Source organism: Paenibacillus sp. NPDC101420 (assembly GCF_050277435.1).
Taxonomy (GTDB): Bacteria; Bacillota; Bacilli; order Paenibacillales; family Paenibacillaceae; genus Paenibacillus_AQ.
In genome coordinates this window covers 165,128-181,982 of the sequence record NZ_JBNNSE010000007.1, presented here as the reverse complement: position 1 = coordinate 181,982, position 16,855 = coordinate 165,128, and the positions used below count along the sequence as shown (strand labels likewise).

Genomic DNA, 16,855 nt, shown 5'->3' with positions numbered 1-16,855 from the left:
TCGCGAGAAATTTATACATTTTTTGCAACCTTATTTGGATTCATACCGTGTCATTTTTATCCGATATTGCTTAGGCGTATCACCCGTATATTCTTTAAATAATTTGCAAAAATAACCTTCATTCACAATTCCTACTTCCTCGCACAATTCCAATAAAGAATAATCCTGAACATTTAATAGCTCGAGAGCTAAGTGAATTTTTTTGCGGTTGATGTAGCTGATAACGCCCTCGTTCATTGTTTTTTTGAATAAGCTGCTAAAATACGATGGAGCTAAATTCACTTCCTCGGCAATCGCCTCGAGCGTTAATCTCTGTTTAAGGTTTTTCTCTATAAACCGCATAGCACTCATGATTTCTATACGATGTAAAAGTTGGCCAGCGTGTACATATTCGAATGTGAAGTCGCCAATATAGGCAAGCTGCTCCCGAAATGTCATGAATTTTATGGGAAACTCTGATACATCCGTGGTCAACGAGTTCCCCGATTTAAATTTCGCAGTAATGTCTCTGTACAAGCCTTGAAGCATAGGTGCCATGATGGACTTATGAATTTTATAATCCGTTACAAATTGGTTTAAAGCAGAGAGTTCTTTCTCCAGCGCTTCCTTGGAAACTTTCCTTTGTACCCATGTGAGAAAATCAGCCAGTTTCAGCTGAAAGTCCTCCTTTTTGTCATTACGGTAATGGAACCGATGCATGGGTGTTTTGACTACTTTCTCTTCATGATAATAGAAATCCTCACTCACGATATTAGCTTCCATGTAAGCTTGTTTGATAGATTCCCAGCCTCGGTGCGGACCTCCAAAAGCGACGGATACCCTTTGATTCAAATATTGATGTAAATGGGAGACGATCTGACTACCCAATGAATGGCAAGCATATTCCGTGTCCATATCGCTGCGATTATTTTCCCAGGAAAGAAAGCCAATAAAACGATTATCGGATAGATCCGCTGCTACACCTCTGCCACCATTCACCACAGTTTCTTCGATTATATTCGTAATCGCATATTTCAAGATGTTTTGATCAGACGCTGAATAATCGTTTCGGAAACTTTCATACAAATTCATTTCAACAATGAAGCAGCAATAGTTGGCTTGAAAGAAATGGAATTGCATGCGATTGGCAAAATCCGATGCCCGATGAGAAGGAATTTCGCCTCTGATAAGCTCATTAAAAAATTGCTTGCGGACTCTATATTTATTTTCAAGTACGGATACGTTTAACGATTGAAATTCCGCTTCTTTTTTCTTAACCTCATTTAAAATCCCGGCTGCCTTATCTAAAGCACGATCTAAATCCTTTTCCCTGAGCGGAACCTTAACAATGTACTCCAAGACGTTGGCTTGAATAGCTCTCTGGGCGTATTCAAAGGATGAATAAGCGGTCAAAAGAATGTATTGGGTATGGGGAAGCTTTGGTTTTAGCTGCTCAATCATGGAAATTCCATCCATTCGCGGCATAACGATATCAGATATCACGATATCCGGCTTAAGCTTCTCTATCTCCTCTATCCCCTCCAGACCATTTTTTGCTTTTCCCACTAAATGAAATCGCTTATCCCTTTGGGAGAGCTCGTTAAAAAACAATTCCAATCTCTGAATGATTAGATCTTCATCGTCAACAATGAAGCAGGTGTAGTCTCTCACCATCATGCATCTCCTTTAAACGAGCCTGCTGGGAATAAGGCTTGAACACGGGTTATTTCCTTAGGTATGCTTATGATTTGAAGCCCGAATTGTTCTCCGTAGTGAAGTTTTATTCGGTCATGAATATTATTCAACCCGATTCTTTTCCTTTTCAATTCCACATCACTCGGTTCTGAAATCAAAATATGCTTTATTTTATCAGTTGGAATTCCCTCGCCTAGATCAACTACTTCTATGATGACGATGCCGCCCTCCCTGTACGCATGAATAGTAATAGGGCCTTCGATCCCCCCTCCGTTATAACCATGGAAGATACTATTCTCCACAAGGGGCTGCAGCAGCATTCGAAAAACTGGGAAATCTATTAAATCTGCTTCGATATTTTCAATCAAGTGGAAGTTCCTGTTATAGCGGATGTTCTGGATCGAGATATAGTCCGATACATTTTGTAATTCCTGACGCAGTGATACCTTCTCCGAAGCATCAGCTATCCCATATTCCAATATTGAAATGAGAGACTCGATCACCACATCTACTTTCTCTATTTGTCCGAGTCGTATGACATTGCTGATAGAACCAAGCGTGTTATACAGAAAATGAGGGTTTATTTGAGACTGAAGCACTTGGATTTCCAGCTTCCGCTCATGTTCATTATGTAGCTCTGCTCCCCGTATCAGTTCCACAATTTGCTGAAGCATACGATCGAATGCTCGGGAGAGATCTCCAAACTCATCGTTTCGGTTAATCGATATTGTAGTTGTGAGGAGGCCTTGCTCCACCCGCTTCATTTTTGTTTTGAGCGCATAGAGAGGGGTCCTTATATATTTGGCAATAAAAAAGGAAATGAACAGACTTAAAAGAAGACCTGCAGCTAGAAGCCCGATATAATAGGTTTCCAATCTGGACAAAGCAGCTTTCAAGCGTGATTCATCGTTGATCGAGATGATGGTCCAGTTGAATTTCTCCGTCGGTTTTTTCAGAAGGGAGACTGGAATACCATCCTTGGTATGTAGTTGAAGGCTTGTTTCTGCAGTATCCAGAATTTGTTCCGCCGTCGTTTCACCGATTGAAAAAGTATGATCTTGAATATTCATGGGTCCTTTATTTTCCGAGAATCCGGCAATGATTTTTCCCGATGCGGTGATTAGAGCCAAATCCATTTGTTCTTTTTTATTAATCTTGAACAAGGTTTCTTCAATGGCATTTAGATCCAAATCTACAGCAATGGCCATAGGAAACGGAGCACTGTTCAGATATCGAACCATCGTAACTGTCCAGCCGGAATATTTAGATTTGTAAGGATCACTGACAAAGGTAGTCCTTCTGTTCTTGTCAGCCGCATCAAACAAAGGTTCTCTTTCAGCTAAAGGTTCATCGAATATTCGGGTAGGTGTACTCCCGCCTAGAATGGATAAATCGCTTTTGATCAAATAAATATTACTGACGTAATTACTGTTGAGTTCATACAGCTCTCTTAATTGCTTTTTAATCACTTCTGTATTGTCAATGTTGGCTTTCACCGATGTTTCGACCGAGAACAGGATCGTCTGAAAGGAGGAAAAATTAACTGTGAAATACTGATCTACCTTGTCTAGTATTTGGTTGGTGTAATAAATGTCAGTTTTTCTTATTTCCTTTTGGACATAGTGGTAAGACAATTGACTTATCAAGATTATGCAGCTTAATACAAATGCAAACACGATAAAAAATAATTTTAAAGGCAAGCTGATTCTTCTACGCATCTATCATCTTCCTTTTAAATCTCTATTAAACAAATAATAGCATATGATAAGAAGAAACGCCTTCGGCGTCCTTTTTAAGGACGATAAGCGTTTCTTCGAAAAATAGAAGGATAAAGTATAAAGTAAAACTTATACTTTCTTATATTTCAATAAAGAGAGGGGCTATTTATAGCCTCTCTCTTTATTTAAAAGATAAGAATTTATATGCTTCGCGCATAAATGTTCCTTATCTTTCTCGCTGAAACGGTACCGTCCTTTAAAAGGACGGCGAAACCGTTTCTACTTGATTTACTTAATTAAGCCCGCTTCTTTAAATTGCTTGATTACTGTGTCCTTATATTTTTGCATGTCAAACTTGGTATCCAACGTATTGAGGAAATTCTCCCAGTTAGTAAGAGGATCTTTTCCGGTCATAAATTTAACCAAACTTTCATTAATGAAACGTTGGCGGTCAGCTGCCAATGTATCGTTCGGGTCTTCAGTCAATAAATTCCCGGGCAAAGTAGGCGCCACGTATTTCTGATTGTTCTCAAAAGCTTCTGCCGTCTTAGGATTCTGGAAGCTGAAGTACTCAGCATCATCACCACGACGCGGCATTCTATAATGGTCAACCCATAGGTACTTTTCTTTCATTTCCTTTGATAATTCGGAGGTTTTATTCTTGATCTTGCCGTCCACTAAATCCCAATGAATTCCTTTAATTCCGTATGCAAAATTCGGATATGCTTCTTTGTCCGTAAAGAGATAATTCAGCATGGACAAGATCCGAATGATTTTGTCCTTATCCGCTTTCTTGGATATGGCCCATGAATTGCCTTGGAACGATTTTCTCTCTACAATTTGATCACCATAAGGACCTATCATTGGAGGAATGACGATCCATTCCGGTACCTCTCCACTGATTTCTTTCATTTTCTGCTGATAATCCGGTTCCAGCCTGCGTGCATCTCTTATCATGAAGCCAACTTTACCCTTAAATAACTTTTGGTCCAACAAATCGGGAGTATTCATCGTCACCCAGTCTGGATCTACAACTTTGGCTTCCATCATTTTATTGATATAAGTGAGCGCCTCTTTCATTTTTGGGTCGGTATACAGGAACACCGGTTCATTGTCTTTCACATCAATGGCTGATGGAGGATTGACACCAAACATCCACATCAAACTATCGAAGCCGTAGGTTTGCAGATTGCCTTCTTTATTCATGCCGCCTATGAATCCGTAAGTATCGTTTTTGCCATTACCGTCCGGGTCTTTCTCTGTAAAGGCTTTCATAACTTCGAATAACTCGTCAGGTGTCGTTGGCACTTCCATATTCAGCTTTTTCAGCCAATCATTGCGAATGAAGAAGCTTCGACTGATACCATTTACATTATCATAACCTGGAACCCCAATGGTTTTTCCTTGATAGGACATCGCCTCCCAGGAGTCGTTGCTAAAACGTTTCTGTAATTCAGGAAATTGATCCAGATACGGTGTCAAATCCGCAAGAACGCCTTGGTCATAATATTGCGCGAGATCAGCCCGGCTTTTCAAGAAAATCAAATCTGGAATATCTCCTCCAGCAATGAGCGTATTTAATTTAGTCGTTGCTTGACCTGATTGAGGAATCATCATTTCCAAGTCGATATTTACTGCTTTCTCCAACATTTGTCGTTGGATATCTTCTTCACGGGGAGGAATCGGAGCAGCAGCATTGAAAGTGCCTTGGTTAAACATCGAAATTTTCAATTTTTTTTCAAAGGGACTAGACTGGCCTTGTGAATTACCCGTAGCTGACGATGTAACCTCTTTTTTGTCCCCACATCCTGACAATACCGTTCCCACACCGACCATTGCTGTCAGAATAGCAAATGTAATCGCTTTACGTTGCATAATGACCTCTCCTTTGCTTCTATATTATCACGGTTTCCCCGTAACAACTCAGGTTGGAATTTCTTTTTAACCTTTAACAGATCCCAAGAGTACACCTTTGGTAAAATGCTTTTGCATAAATGGGTAAACGATCAAAATCGGAACTGTAGTCACAACAACTGCTGCCATTTGTATAGCGAACGTACTAACAGCTCCGGTATTGGCAAGCGAATCAGCACTTTGTGTTGCGACGTTAAGCAGGATGTTGCGCAAGATCACTTGAAGCGGCATTAAGTTGGAATCATTGATATAAACAATAGCGTCGAAATAACTATTCCAATGCCCGACTGCGTAAAATAAGGAAATTGTGGAAAGGACGGGCAAGGACAAGGGTAAAATGATCCGCCATAACGACTGAAGCTCACTTGCACCGTCTACCCTCGCCGATTCCTCGATTTCAGCAGGCAATTGCTCGAAAAAGCCTTTAATGATCACCAGATTAAATGCACTAATGAGATTTGGAATAATCAATACCCATGGACTGTTTAGCAATCCCAGAGAGCGGACTAGTAAATAAGTCGGAATTAATCCTCCCCCAAACATCATGGTAAAGACAATGAATAGTAAAAATGGGCTTCGACCCGGCAAATATTTTTTGGATAACGGATATGCCGCTATTACCGTAAAGAACACATTAAGAGCAGTGCCTACTATCGTTCGAAACAATGTAATTTTATACGCCTGCCCGATACCATGAGAAATGAATACTTCTTTATAGGCTAGAAAGGTAAAGGTTTCTGGTATAATAACAATTCCTCTTCTTAACACTTCCGATTCTGGCGTCACTGAAACAGCAACCACATATAGAAAGGGTAGTAAGCAAAGTAGAGCTAGCAAAATAAGAATAAAATAAACGACTGCTTGCCAGACTTTCTCTCCGATTGTCAAATTGATCATATTGATAACCACCTCACCAAATTTGCCCATCGAATTTTTTGGCGAGCTTATTCGCTGCCAACACTAAAACAAATCCGATGACCGCTTTAAACAATCCCACAGCAGTAGCCAAGCCAATCTTAAGTCGCTCGAGCCCTTCACGGTATACCCATGTGTCGATAATGTCGATCTTCTCCTGATTAAAGCTGTTGGCAAACATGAATATTTGGTCAAAACCAGCATCCAGAATATGGCTTAATTTAAGGATCAGCATCAGAATCATCACGCCTCGAATGCCGGGAAGTGTTACATGCCATAGCTGTCTCCATTTGGAAGCGCCATCAATTCTAGCCGCTTCATATAAGCTTGGATCGATTCCTGCTAATGCTGCAAGGTACAATATCGCTCCCCATCCAATATCCTTCCATATTTCAGATAAGATGATCAGCAGTCTGCCCCAGGCAGGTTCCGTTAGGAATGAGATGGGTTCAACTCCAGCTTCCTTCAAAATCATGTTAAAAAGACCATCCCCTGGGGCTAATAATGCCACCATCATTCCATAAACAATGACCCATGATAGAAAGTGGGGTAAATAAGTGATTGTTTGTACGATTTTCTTAAACCATTGGGTATAAACTTCATTGAGCAGCAAAGCAAGTATGATAGGAGCTGAGAAACCGAACAATAGCTTATACAGCGATATGATTATCGTATTTCTCATGATGTCCCAGAAATAAACGCCGTTCATAAAATCTGTAAAATTTCTAAATCCCACCCATGGACTATCCCATAGTCCCAATGCTAGGTTATAGTTTTTAAAAGCAATAATGATTCCCGCCATAGGAATGTATTTGAATACGGCAAAGTAAAGTAATGCCGGGAACAAGAGAGCGTACATCACTTTATACTTTTTTATCGTTCTTATCCATGAATTCCGCTTTTTGGTGAGGGGAATGGCGTCCGCTGCCAATTTTGCTTGCATATCATCACCTCGTCTTTATTTATATTTGTATAATAGCATCCCACTACCCGAATAAATTTCTGTGATTTCAAGAATTTCTTATAAGATTTTAAGTAAGTACAGCCTTGGATAATTTCAATACAATAGGCATGATTGTCTTGCATTAAAGCTCGTATAATAACTCTGACTCGAAAGTTTGAGTATAGACCAAATACAATCCTGAGGTCTCAAACAAAAAAAGCCCTAGAAAAAATTGGGCTTAATTTAATGAGACATGTTTTTTATATAATGCATCCACGTATTTTATTTTCCATTACTAAAAACTACATTCATGAGCAAAAAAGGCATCCTCCAGCGTGGAAGGATTACCTTTTACTTCTCCAATGTTCCATCAGCAACGATTGTTCCATGCTTAATAATCATCACATCATCAACCGTCGCTGCATGCTCTTCCATTAGATGAATGGATAGTAACACCGAGTTTCCAGCTTCAGCCCGTTCTCGTAAGTTTAGACTTCTCATTAAATAAATCAATAGTGCTTATGACTGAGCCAAAATTCCTTTAACAAACAATGAGACACTGTGCTTGTAGAACTCTTCCTCGGTGACGAGTTGGGATTGATATTGCCGGTGAATCAGCTCGCTCATCTGAAATCCGTAGCACATCGAGAGAAAAGACATTGCGACAAGACGCTCATCCTGTCTGGCTATAACTTTTTTATTCTGCAAGCGTTGAAAATATTCAACCAGCAAGGAGTGAAGCTTCGCCGGCGGATCGGCTAGCACTCTGTCTAATTCGGGAAGCATTCCTTTGTCGCGGATGCCAATCAAAATGATGTCCGCATTTTTATGGAAAAACAAACGGTACTGCTGACTTACATTCAGCAGATCGATTTCCGGGTTATCGGTCGCGTCCTCTTTTAACAGCTTCTCAAATTGCGGGATATCCGAATGTCTTTCAATGATGGTTTCCAATATGCCTTGCTTGCTTCCAAATTGCCGGAAAATCGTAGATTCATTGACTTTAGCTTCCGTTGCAATGGCTTTGGTGCTTACTCCCCGATAGCCCTTCTTTTTGATGAGCTGTGTCGCGGCTTCAATGATTCTGTCTGAAGTTTGCATTGTATTTCTCCTTTTGCATATGTTAATCCTATTCTACTACAAGTTTTGCATATGCAGCAGGGTCGGGGTTCATCATTTTGATAAACGTTTTTTAAGGCAAATCGCTTCTTTTTTCCCAGCGGCTTGGTTCCGTAATCTTGACATGATCAGGCACCAATTGCGTGAGCGTGCCTAATTTATCAAATGTAATCTGGATTCGGTCAGAGGGCAACAGCCATTCTTCGGTCTCGATTGCGCAGCAATCCGGTATCGTCCCCATTCCTATAATCGTGCCCGGGAGCGGCGTGAAAACTTTGAGAACCTCCTCCATCACTTTTGCAGGATGTGCAGAATACTCGGATGTGCTCCCCTTCCAGTGCAGTCTCTCCCCGATGAATACATTCACATCCAGTACCAGCGGATTGTCGATTTCATCCGGCGTAACCAGAAATGGCCCTATTCCTTTGCTGTGATCAAAATCTTTGCAGCGCGTCGGTCCGGTCAGCCCCTGGAAATCCGGCCATTGCACATCGCGGACAGTACTGTCATTAAAAATAACATAACCTGCAATGCAGTTCTCCATCCCTGTAACAAAGGCCAGCTCCGGCTCAATATCCAAGTAGGAAGAGTACGAAGGCCAATGAATCGTATCTCCATCGCCAATTAATGCATTATGGTTACATTTGTAATAACTGAAAGTTACTTTGTTCGGATCTTGCTGGAATTTTTCAGCAATTTTTTGTTTAAGCTCTTCTCTTTCCGGCCCTGTATATTCTCTTTGCAGCAGATTTACGCCAGCATTTCTCAGATGTCTTGGTGTCAGTCCGAAATCGATAAGCGCAGCCGGATTTGGAACTGGCGGCAGCAGTTTTACCGCTACAATCGGGCAGATTTCATTTTCATTAAATTGATGCGACTGTTCGACCGCATATTGCATTAATTCCTTAGCGGCATCATAACTTGACGGTAAATAATGAAGATAGCTGTCCATACTTTCAAGACTGTCAACGAATGTTCCCTGCTTTTTCATGATTGCGGCAAAAGACACGACAAATTTCTCGTTAATTACAAGCCCAAACAAAGGTTCCTGGGATGTGTTGGTTTGAAAGGTTACTAGTTTCATGTTGCAGCGCCTCCATGCATGTAGTGTGATGTTGTTCTGTTACATCATATTACATGGAGCGAATGCATGCAAGTGCTTGCTTGCATTTATGTTTTCCACTCTCTATAATAAAGGCATGCTTTACCCCAAAAACATATACACAAAGGAGAATTTTCATGAAGTATGGACGTATTATCCAAAAACCTCGCGTTAAATTTTTTGAAGTCGCAGATGGCGTCTTTGCCGGTATTTCGCCGTATCGCGGCATCAGTTGGGCCAATGCCGGGTTCATCAACAAGGGTGAAGGGCTGGTGTATGACACGTTCTTCGATTTGTTCCATGCACGGGAAATGCGGGAGGCTTTTAAGGAAGTAAGTAACGGTGGCTCTCCCGCATATGTGGTGAACTCGCACTATAACAGTGATCATGCCTGGGGAAACAAAGTGTTTGAAGATGCTTGCATTATTATGCACAAGGAAGCGTCCAGAGAGCGTCTCACCGAAAATATCGCCTGGATGGATAACGTCATCAGAAGAGGAAAGGATTCTCCGGAATCGACTTCGGGCGAGCGGTTTTTTGCAGCGGAATTTGAAGGATTCGACCTGGAAGGCGTAGAATGGGTGCTCCCGAATATTGAGATAAAGGACGATATCAATATCCGTCTTGGCGAAACGGAAGTTATGATTTACAACGTAGCTCCGGCCCACTCTGACAGTGACTTGCTGCTGTGGATGCCAAAAGAAAAAGTGCTGTTCGCCGGCGATGTCGTGTTTAACGGTTGTACGGCATACAGCGAAGAGGGAACCCACAATTGGGTTAAAGTGCTTGACCGCATTATTGATGAAATTAAACCCGAAATCGTTATTCCAGGACATGGCGCCATCTGCGGCCTGGACTTCGTGAAGGAGCAGAGAGACTACCTCCTGAACTTGATCAGCGAGTTCAACAAGCATTACAATGACGAAATTGATGCCTTGTCCCTGACCAAGCAAATTGATATTTCCCGCTTCCTTCATTGGATTCAGCCAGAACGCTTGTATGTTACAGTGGACATCCTATTGAAAAGCAAACGAGGATTACCACCCCTTCCAATTTGGAACGAGGTGCCTGCTAAGCTGGAAGACATGAAAGTTTTTTTGGCCGGAAAATATGGCAATCAGATCAAGCCATGGGACCCTATGAGTGTTTGGCAAGAATAGCAATTTACAGCTAACCTATGAAAAACAAAAAACGGCCCTGTCGCAAACGATGCGAACAGCGGCCGTTTTTTTGAATTGTTCAACGGAATTAAATGGGCGCTTAGAACCGATTATGATCAACCCCAACTAGATTTGGAGAAGATTCCCGTTGTTTTAATATTTATTATTCCAAATAGCCTTTTGCAATTTTCATCAAAGTTTCTTTGCTTACTTTATTTATGTCTCCACGTAAAGTATAGGCGTATTTCACCTTTTTGTCTGGGCTCTCGTATACCCATTTCAGCTCGTGCGTCTGCGAAGGAGCAAATTCTGTATGCAGCATTTCTACTCCCTTCACTTGAACCTTCTCCTGCTTAAATTCAACCTTCTCGTCAATATACATTGTAGGATCGCTCTTTCCACTCAGATTAGTGATATTAACCCCGATTTTATCTTCGCCATTTTGATACGTAGCAAAGAGAAGGAAAAACTGATCTGTCATTTCAACCGGCATCATGGCATATCCCTGATTGGATTCTTCCGCCTGCTTTCTCAGCTTTTCTGCCATTTTCTTTTTTTCTTCCGAAGAAGGAGGATTCACTTCCTGAGCATTTTTAAAGATTACGTCCGCCTTTTGGAATGTATAATTTCCATTGACTTTGTCTGCGATCTTAATGGATTTATCCGTAATCTTATCTCTCAATTGAGAAAGATCTTGGAAGATAGTCACCTTCGTTCCAAGAATTGTTTCATGATTCGGATTATTGGCAACCATATAAAACAGCCCAGCTTCCCCGTTCTTTAGCACCTTATCCTTAAGTTCATAAAATGCCTTGTAACGCTCTATCTCATCTTTCGATTCTGCTTTTCCGTAATCTTTCGTCGATTTAGTCTCATATACGACTTCGCCATCCTTATTCGTCAAAGAATGATATTGAACTGCCGCATAACCTGTGGAGGCCATTAACATCATCCCTACACACGCAGTCAAAACAACTTTATATTTCATAAAAAACCTCTCCTTTTCTTTTGGCTTAGCATGTAATATTCTCATTACTTTTCCTGTCAAGTCGGCGTCGGGAATGCGCGGGTCATCAAACAGTTTTTTCAAATCCCGATCCCTGTCCATATTCATACACTCCCACTCCCTTCACTTGAGCATAATACTTTCGAAATTTTGCAGATGTACGTTCGTACCTTTTACGAAGGCTGGCGCTGTTTTTACCGAGAATCAATCCGATCTCCTGGTAGCTTTTATCCTCGACACAACGTAAGATTAACAAATTACGCTCTTCCGCCGATAATTTTGCCATGGCCTGATGTACGGATTCATCAAAATAGTTGGCTTCAATATGCAAGTCGACTTCATTATTTTCTTTCTCATCCTGGTAAAAGAAAGGCAAATATTTCACTAACTTTCGCTTACGGATGATGTCGATACATTGATGGTAGGCAATCTTGTATACCCAGGCGCCAAAATCCATCTGATATTGGGTATATTTTTTCAAGGTGCGGAAGGTCTTCAAAAATACTTCCTGTGCGTTTTCCTCGGCTTCGGCGTAATTGCCCAGCATATGATAACAGTAGAGAAAAATCGGTTTTTGATAAATATCCATGATTTTCTCGAATTGTTCTGTGTTCCCATCCAACACATCTGCAATGATCTGATTTAACTCCGTATCATTCAAGCTGTCTCCCCCCTTTCACTCTATACAACGAAGAGCTCGACCCAAAATGTGACAGCAATTGTTCATGGATTAAGCCATAGCTAATTACTTCAAAGAGTATGCCATCATAAACCTTAGGAATATCATGACTATGTATCATCACATTTTCTGTAGTAGATTCAAAGAAAAAACGGATTTTGGTGTTACCTAAATCATATATAAAAAACGAAAGGTGCCCTAAACAGCCATAAATTGGCTTTCTGGACACCGCAAGTGAATTAAATCAGTCTTTTGTTTTAGATATTCATCTAGGTACGATTGTTGAAAAAAAACTGTAATAAGTAGTGCTAGAACTTCATAAATCCATATCGTCAGTTTACTCATGAGCAGCCCAATCGATTCGAAATTGTTTCTCTTGATGTCCATTTCCTTCTCCTATTAAACTGCATACTTTATTCTATTAACAAGAAGGGAGCTGAATGCAATGGGACTTAGTTTTCGTAACAATACGAGTTTAACTGTATATGTTGCTTTCGCATATTACTCCTCTGCAAGCTGTAATCAGGGCTCTAACCCCTTGATACCTTGGCCCAGCTGGTATGAAGCGGTAGGTTGGTACACAATAAATCCAGGTCAAACGGTAGAGGTATTGAGTGGAGCAGTCAACAATCGAGAGATATATTACTATGCTGAATCTACAGATAGGAGTCTTGTATGGTCAGGTGTTAACTATCTTACTCTACCGCAAAATGCTTTCAAACTTTGTGGTGGCGCAGGTTACTGTGATGCTCCGCTTTGTAGAAGGCTAGGATTGAGAAAAATCAGTATTGGTAACTTCAGAAATTATACAGTTAATATTGTATCTAGTAATATTCAAAGTCAATCTAAGTTTTTAAATGTCAACACAGCAGTTCCTGGTAAAAAGAAGAGTGTTGGCCGGAGTACCTCTCCTATTAAAGGTCTTCGAGTTGTACGGCCTGCTGCTGGCAGAAAATCTATCTCGAAACGTTAAGCGAAAAAATGCAGAAACAGTCTTGGACTTTCCTATTCAGTCCAAGACTGTTTCTACTTTTCAAAACATCACACTCCAACTTCTCCGATCATTTGCTGTTCGATTTGTTTCATCTCATAAAAATAGCCTTTTTGCCCCATCAACTCCGAATAGGAACCCGTTTCGACTACCTTGCCTTGGTCCATGACCACAATTCGGTCCATCTCTTCCAATCCGGTTAGCCGATGACAAATCAGGAGAAGCGTATCATTAGCCGCCTGTGCGTAGAGATGCTTCAAAACGTGATGCTCTGTCACATAATCCAGCGATGAAGTTGGTTCGTCCAGAAGCCATACCCGTCCTTTGCGGAGCATCGCTCGCGCCAGAGCCAACCGCTGCTTCTCGCCGTCTGACAGATTCTCTCCTTTTTCATACACCATATCGGTCAACGATGTATCGGGCAGCTGCATTTTAGCTAGCACATCCAACAATTGTTCGTCAGTATGTTCTTCTCCATTCAGCAGCAGGTTGTCCCGGATCGTTCCCCGGAAAAAATGACTTTGCTGAAACACTACATTAGCCGTCTGCCAAATGCTCGTCTCATCCAGTACCTTCACCGAAGTACCGTTTAATCGTATATCTCCAGCCGTTGGTGTTCGCAGTTTGAGCAGCAATTCGATAATTGTTGATTTTCCTGACCCACTCGGCCCGACAATCGCCGTTTTGGAGCCAGGTATAATGTGCAGGGACACATCCCTGAGCGCCGGTCTCCACTCCCCATCATATTGAAACGTAACATCGGATAGTTCCATCGTAACAGCATGATCAACAGACAATGTGCCAATTGGCTGCGAGGACTGCTCATCAAAGGTCTGAACTGTTTCCGTCAGTCGTTTGGCTGCGTGTTCGCTGTCCTCTTTATACGCGGGTAATGTGGCCATAGCCGTCGCTTCTTCAAATACGGTTTGGGATGCCATGACCAACATGGCAAGAAATACGCCTGCAAGCGCTCCTTCCATAATTAAATAGGCGCCGAGCGTCAGCACTCCCCAGGAAACGAGAAACGTAACAAAAGTGTGCATCGATTGCCCGCGCAACAAGTGCCCGTCTGCTCGTTGCTGTTCAGTTGCCAATACAGCGGAAGCGTGCTGAAGCTGTTCCTCCCGTTGTGCCAATTGACCGTATACTTTCAAATCCCGGAAACCGTACAACACTTCGGTAACTTCCGTAGATAGCTGCGCCCTCTGCTCACGAACGCGTCCATGTATTCTCCGCTGCCCGAGTAACACAATTCCCGGTACAACGAATGCCGTTATCAGCATACCTAGTACAAACAAAACGGCAATCCAGATCGAAAAGGTAGAAGTAAACAGCACCGTAGCCAAAAACACCATAACGACCATGATCGGAGGATAAGCGACTCGCAAGAAATAATTTTGTAAACTTTCGACATCCCCAACGATCCGCGCAAGCAAATCCCCGCTTCGATTTTTGTTCAATATACCAGGCGTTAAAGGAATAAGCTTGGCAAAAAAGGATGTACGTAAACGGCTAAGCATGGAGAATGTCGCCCGGTGAGAATATAAGCGTTCTCCATAACGACTCGCCGCCCGAAGCAGACCAAGCAGTTTGACCATCGAGGTGAGTACAATTAAAGTATAAAGCGGTGGCGCAAATACCGTTTGCGAAATTAGATACCCGCTCGCAGAAAAGAGTGCCACACCGGCTATGCCGGCGATAAATCCACCCAAAATCGAAAGAATGATATCCTTACGCTCCTGAATCATCGCCTTTGACAGAACGGCCAGTTCATTCATGAGGATATCCCCCCTTTCCGCTCTACATCAATCATCTCGGCATATTGAGGCAGGCGCCCCAGAAGCTCTTCATGCCGTCCGGAGTCCACCAACACTCCATTGTCCATAAACAAAATCTTGTCGGCTTGTTGAATCGTATATAATCGGTGAGCCACCGTAATCATCGTAGCCGTTTTTGCCAGTTTGGCTATGGAGCGTTGCAGTACCCGCTCGGTGTGCAAATCCAGTCCAACTGTGGGTTCATCAAACAAAATGATAGCAGGACGCTTCAAAAAAGCGCGTGCTAAGGCAAGCCGCTGCTTTTCCCCACCAGACAGTCCCCTGCCTCCTTCACCAACAAAGGTATCAAATCCATGCTCCAATTGGGCTGTAAGCGCAGTGAGTCCTGCTTCCTCCCCCGCCCGCTCAATTTCTGCCCTGGAGATGCTCCCACGAGCACCAATCGCAATATTTTCAGAAAATGTGCCTGCAAAAATATACGGATGCTGCGTAATGTAGCTAATATGTTCGAACCATTCGGTTTCATCGTATTGCGAGAGTGGACTTCCATTCACCAGAAGCGTTCCAGATTCTGGTTTCAGCAGACCGGCAATGAGATGGAGCAAAGTCGTTTTACCGGAACCACTTTTACCTACAATCGCAATATGTTCTCCCGGTTTAAACTGGATCCGACCCGTCTCAAGCTTGAATGAATCTGGAGCATATTGAAACTGAAGATGATCTATTTCCATGGATGGCGGTACTGAAAGATCATTGGAATTTCCAATTTCTAATTTGCTTCCCCTGTCGACCCTATCCATGATGTCGATCTCGTTGATTCCATCGGTTGTTAATGCTCCTTCAATGCTATTCGCGTCCCTACTCTCCCCTGCCGGTTCTTCAAGCATCTGTTCCACCTTACGAACCGCACCCATACTTGTCCGGCCACTGTGAAAGGCCGTTCCCGTATTCTTTAAAAGGTTGTAAAACTCGGGAACGAGCAACAACACGAGAAAGGCGGTGTGGAACGTCATAGATTTGAAAACAAGCAATTGGATGGCCAGTTCAAGAGCGACAATGCCAATGCTTAGCATCACGATCGATTCCAGCATGAAGGTATTCGTAAACGCAATCTTCAAAATGCCCATTGTGGCATCACGGTAACTAAGGCTACTGTGTTCAATTTTCTGTTGCTGACGGTGTGCCCGTCCAAATATTTTTAACGTCACCAGCCCTTGAAGAGAATCCAGAAAAGTACCTGAAAACTCGGCCAGCTGCGCATATTTTTCTTCGGATTTGTTCTTCGTTTTCAGCCCTACCAAAATCATGAATAGCGGGATGAATGGAGCTGTAAATAATAGAATGAAACCTGTGTTGGCATGTTGGATAAATGTAACGACCAAAATCAGAATCGGGATGATAGCAGCTTCCATCATACGTGGCATGTACTGACTGAAATAACTATCAGCCTCATCCACAGCATCCAGAGCAATACTGACCTTCCATCCCGTCTGTCCACGAAGGGTTGAAGGCATGGAAGCATGGGTCAAGTTTTGAAGCACGGCTGCGCGCATATTTGTCTTGGCAGTGGCAGCCATTCGCAAGCCAACTTTACCGTTTCCATATGACAACAATGTGCGTGCAGCCATAACAGCCAGAAGAATGCCGAGCAACACGATTACCGATGAAAATGAAGCTCTCTCCACAAAAATCCGTTGGACTGCTTCAGCAAGCAGTCCAGCCTGACTCACAATAGCAGTACCAAGCGCGAGCGAAAGGATCGCGAGGAGGGCCATATTTTTTCTTTGTGAAGACATTTGTTGAGAAATCAGACTGGATTTCCTCGGCACAGATCACACCTCCTTTATATATAGGCT

At 42.3% G+C, this 16,855-nt stretch carries 15 protein-coding genes; 2 read left to right on the top strand and 13 right to left on the bottom strand.

The genetic code is table 11. The annotated features are described in order from the left end of the window. Positions 1-30: 30 nt before the first annotated feature. The 8 genes from ACQKMP_RS25270 to ACQKMP_RS25235 all read right to left on the bottom strand — a co-directional run bounded on the left by ACQKMP_RS25270 (position 31) and on the right by ACQKMP_RS25235 (position 9,367). The gene (locus tag ACQKMP_RS25270; RefSeq protein ID WP_427471646.1) at positions 31-1,653 is read right to left on the bottom strand and encodes a response regulator; all 1,623 of its coding nucleotides are present in this window, start codon (positions 1,651-1,653) and stop codon (positions 31-33) included. Next, on the bottom strand, positions 1,653-3,392 hold the full coding sequence (locus ACQKMP_RS25265; RefSeq protein ID WP_427471645.1) for a sensor histidine kinase: 1,740 nt from the start codon (positions 3,390-3,392) through the stop codon (positions 1,653-1,655). Before ACQKMP_RS25265 ends, ACQKMP_RS25270 begins: the two co-directional genes overlap by 1 nt. 288 nt (positions 3,393-3,680) lie before the next feature. Further along, positions 3,681-5,267, bottom strand: coding sequence for an extracellular solute-binding protein (locus tag ACQKMP_RS25260; protein WP_427471644.1), 1,587 nt, complete (start codon positions 5,265-5,267; stop codon positions 3,681-3,683). Positions 5,268-5,333: 66 nt separating this feature from the next. Continuing rightward, positions 5,334-6,203 (bottom strand): carbohydrate ABC transporter permease, encoded by an 870-nt coding sequence (locus ACQKMP_RS25255; protein WP_313636918.1) that lies wholly within the window; start codon positions 6,201-6,203, stop codon positions 5,334-5,336. Between the two features lie 13 nt (positions 6,204-6,216). Beyond that, a complete protein-coding gene (locus tag ACQKMP_RS25250; protein WP_076283686.1) occupies positions 6,217-7,164 on the bottom strand; it encodes an ABC transporter permease in 948 nt (315 codons plus the stop codon). 351 nt (positions 7,165-7,515) lie between these two features. Continuing rightward, entirely contained in the window at positions 7,516-7,665 is a 150-nt protein-coding gene (locus ACQKMP_RS25245; RefSeq protein ID WP_231573272.1) for a hypothetical protein, read from the bottom strand. 18 nt (positions 7,666-7,683) lie between these two features. Beyond that, positions 7,684-8,265, bottom strand: a complete 582-nt coding sequence (locus tag ACQKMP_RS25240) for a TetR/AcrR family transcriptional regulator (protein ID WP_042188435.1) — start codon at positions 8,263-8,265, stop codon at positions 7,684-7,686. A gap of 91 nt (positions 8,266-8,356) precedes the next feature. Continuing rightward, positions 8,357-9,367, bottom strand: coding sequence for a fumarylacetoacetate hydrolase family protein (locus tag ACQKMP_RS25235; RefSeq protein WP_427471643.1), 1,011 nt, complete (start codon positions 9,365-9,367; stop codon positions 8,357-8,359). Between the two features lie 155 nt (positions 9,368-9,522). On the opposite strand from ACQKMP_RS25235, the gene ACQKMP_RS25230 reads away from it, so the two are divergent. Continuing rightward, on the top strand, positions 9,523-10,545 hold the full coding sequence (locus ACQKMP_RS25230; RefSeq protein ID WP_042188433.1) for an MBL fold metallo-hydrolase: 1,023 nt from the start codon (positions 9,523-9,525) through the stop codon (positions 10,543-10,545). A 163-nt stretch (positions 10,546-10,708) separates the two neighbouring features. Here the strand turns inward: ACQKMP_RS25230 and ACQKMP_RS25225 are convergent, their stop codons facing one another. From ACQKMP_RS25225 to ACQKMP_RS25215, 3 genes are all read right to left on the bottom strand, one after another. Continuing rightward, a complete protein-coding gene (locus ACQKMP_RS25225; RefSeq protein ID WP_340969689.1) occupies positions 10,709-11,533 on the bottom strand; it encodes a hypothetical protein in 825 nt (274 codons plus the stop codon). 85 nt (positions 11,534-11,618) lie between these two features. After that, positions 11,619-12,212, bottom strand: coding sequence for an RNA polymerase sigma factor (locus ACQKMP_RS25220; RefSeq protein WP_427471642.1), 594 nt, complete (start codon positions 12,210-12,212; stop codon positions 11,619-11,621). Positions 12,213-12,428: 216 nt separating this feature from the next. Further along, a complete protein-coding gene (locus ACQKMP_RS25215) occupies positions 12,429-12,617 on the bottom strand; it encodes a hypothetical protein (protein ID WP_427471641.1) in 189 nt (62 codons plus the stop codon). Between the two features lie 58 nt (positions 12,618-12,675). On the opposite strand from ACQKMP_RS25215, the gene ACQKMP_RS25210 reads away from it, so the two are divergent. Next, positions 12,676-13,203, top strand: coding sequence for a DUF1036 domain-containing protein (locus ACQKMP_RS25210; RefSeq protein ID WP_379424218.1), 528 nt, complete (start codon positions 12,676-12,678; stop codon positions 13,201-13,203). 68 nt (positions 13,204-13,271) lie between these two features. On the opposite strand, the gene cydC is transcribed toward ACQKMP_RS25210, so the two are convergent. Both cydC and cydD read right to left on the bottom strand, forming a co-directional pair. Next, on the bottom strand, positions 13,272-14,999 hold the full coding sequence (cydC, locus tag ACQKMP_RS25205; RefSeq protein WP_427471640.1) for a thiol reductant ABC exporter subunit CydC: 1,728 nt from the start codon (positions 14,997-14,999) through the stop codon (positions 13,272-13,274). Further along, positions 14,996-16,828 (bottom strand): thiol reductant ABC exporter subunit CydD, encoded by a 1,833-nt coding sequence (gene cydD, locus ACQKMP_RS25200; RefSeq protein ID WP_427471639.1) that lies wholly within the window; start codon positions 16,826-16,828, stop codon positions 14,996-14,998. Before cydD ends, cydC begins: the two co-directional genes overlap by 4 nt. Between the last annotated feature and the right edge of the window lie 27 nt (positions 16,829-16,855).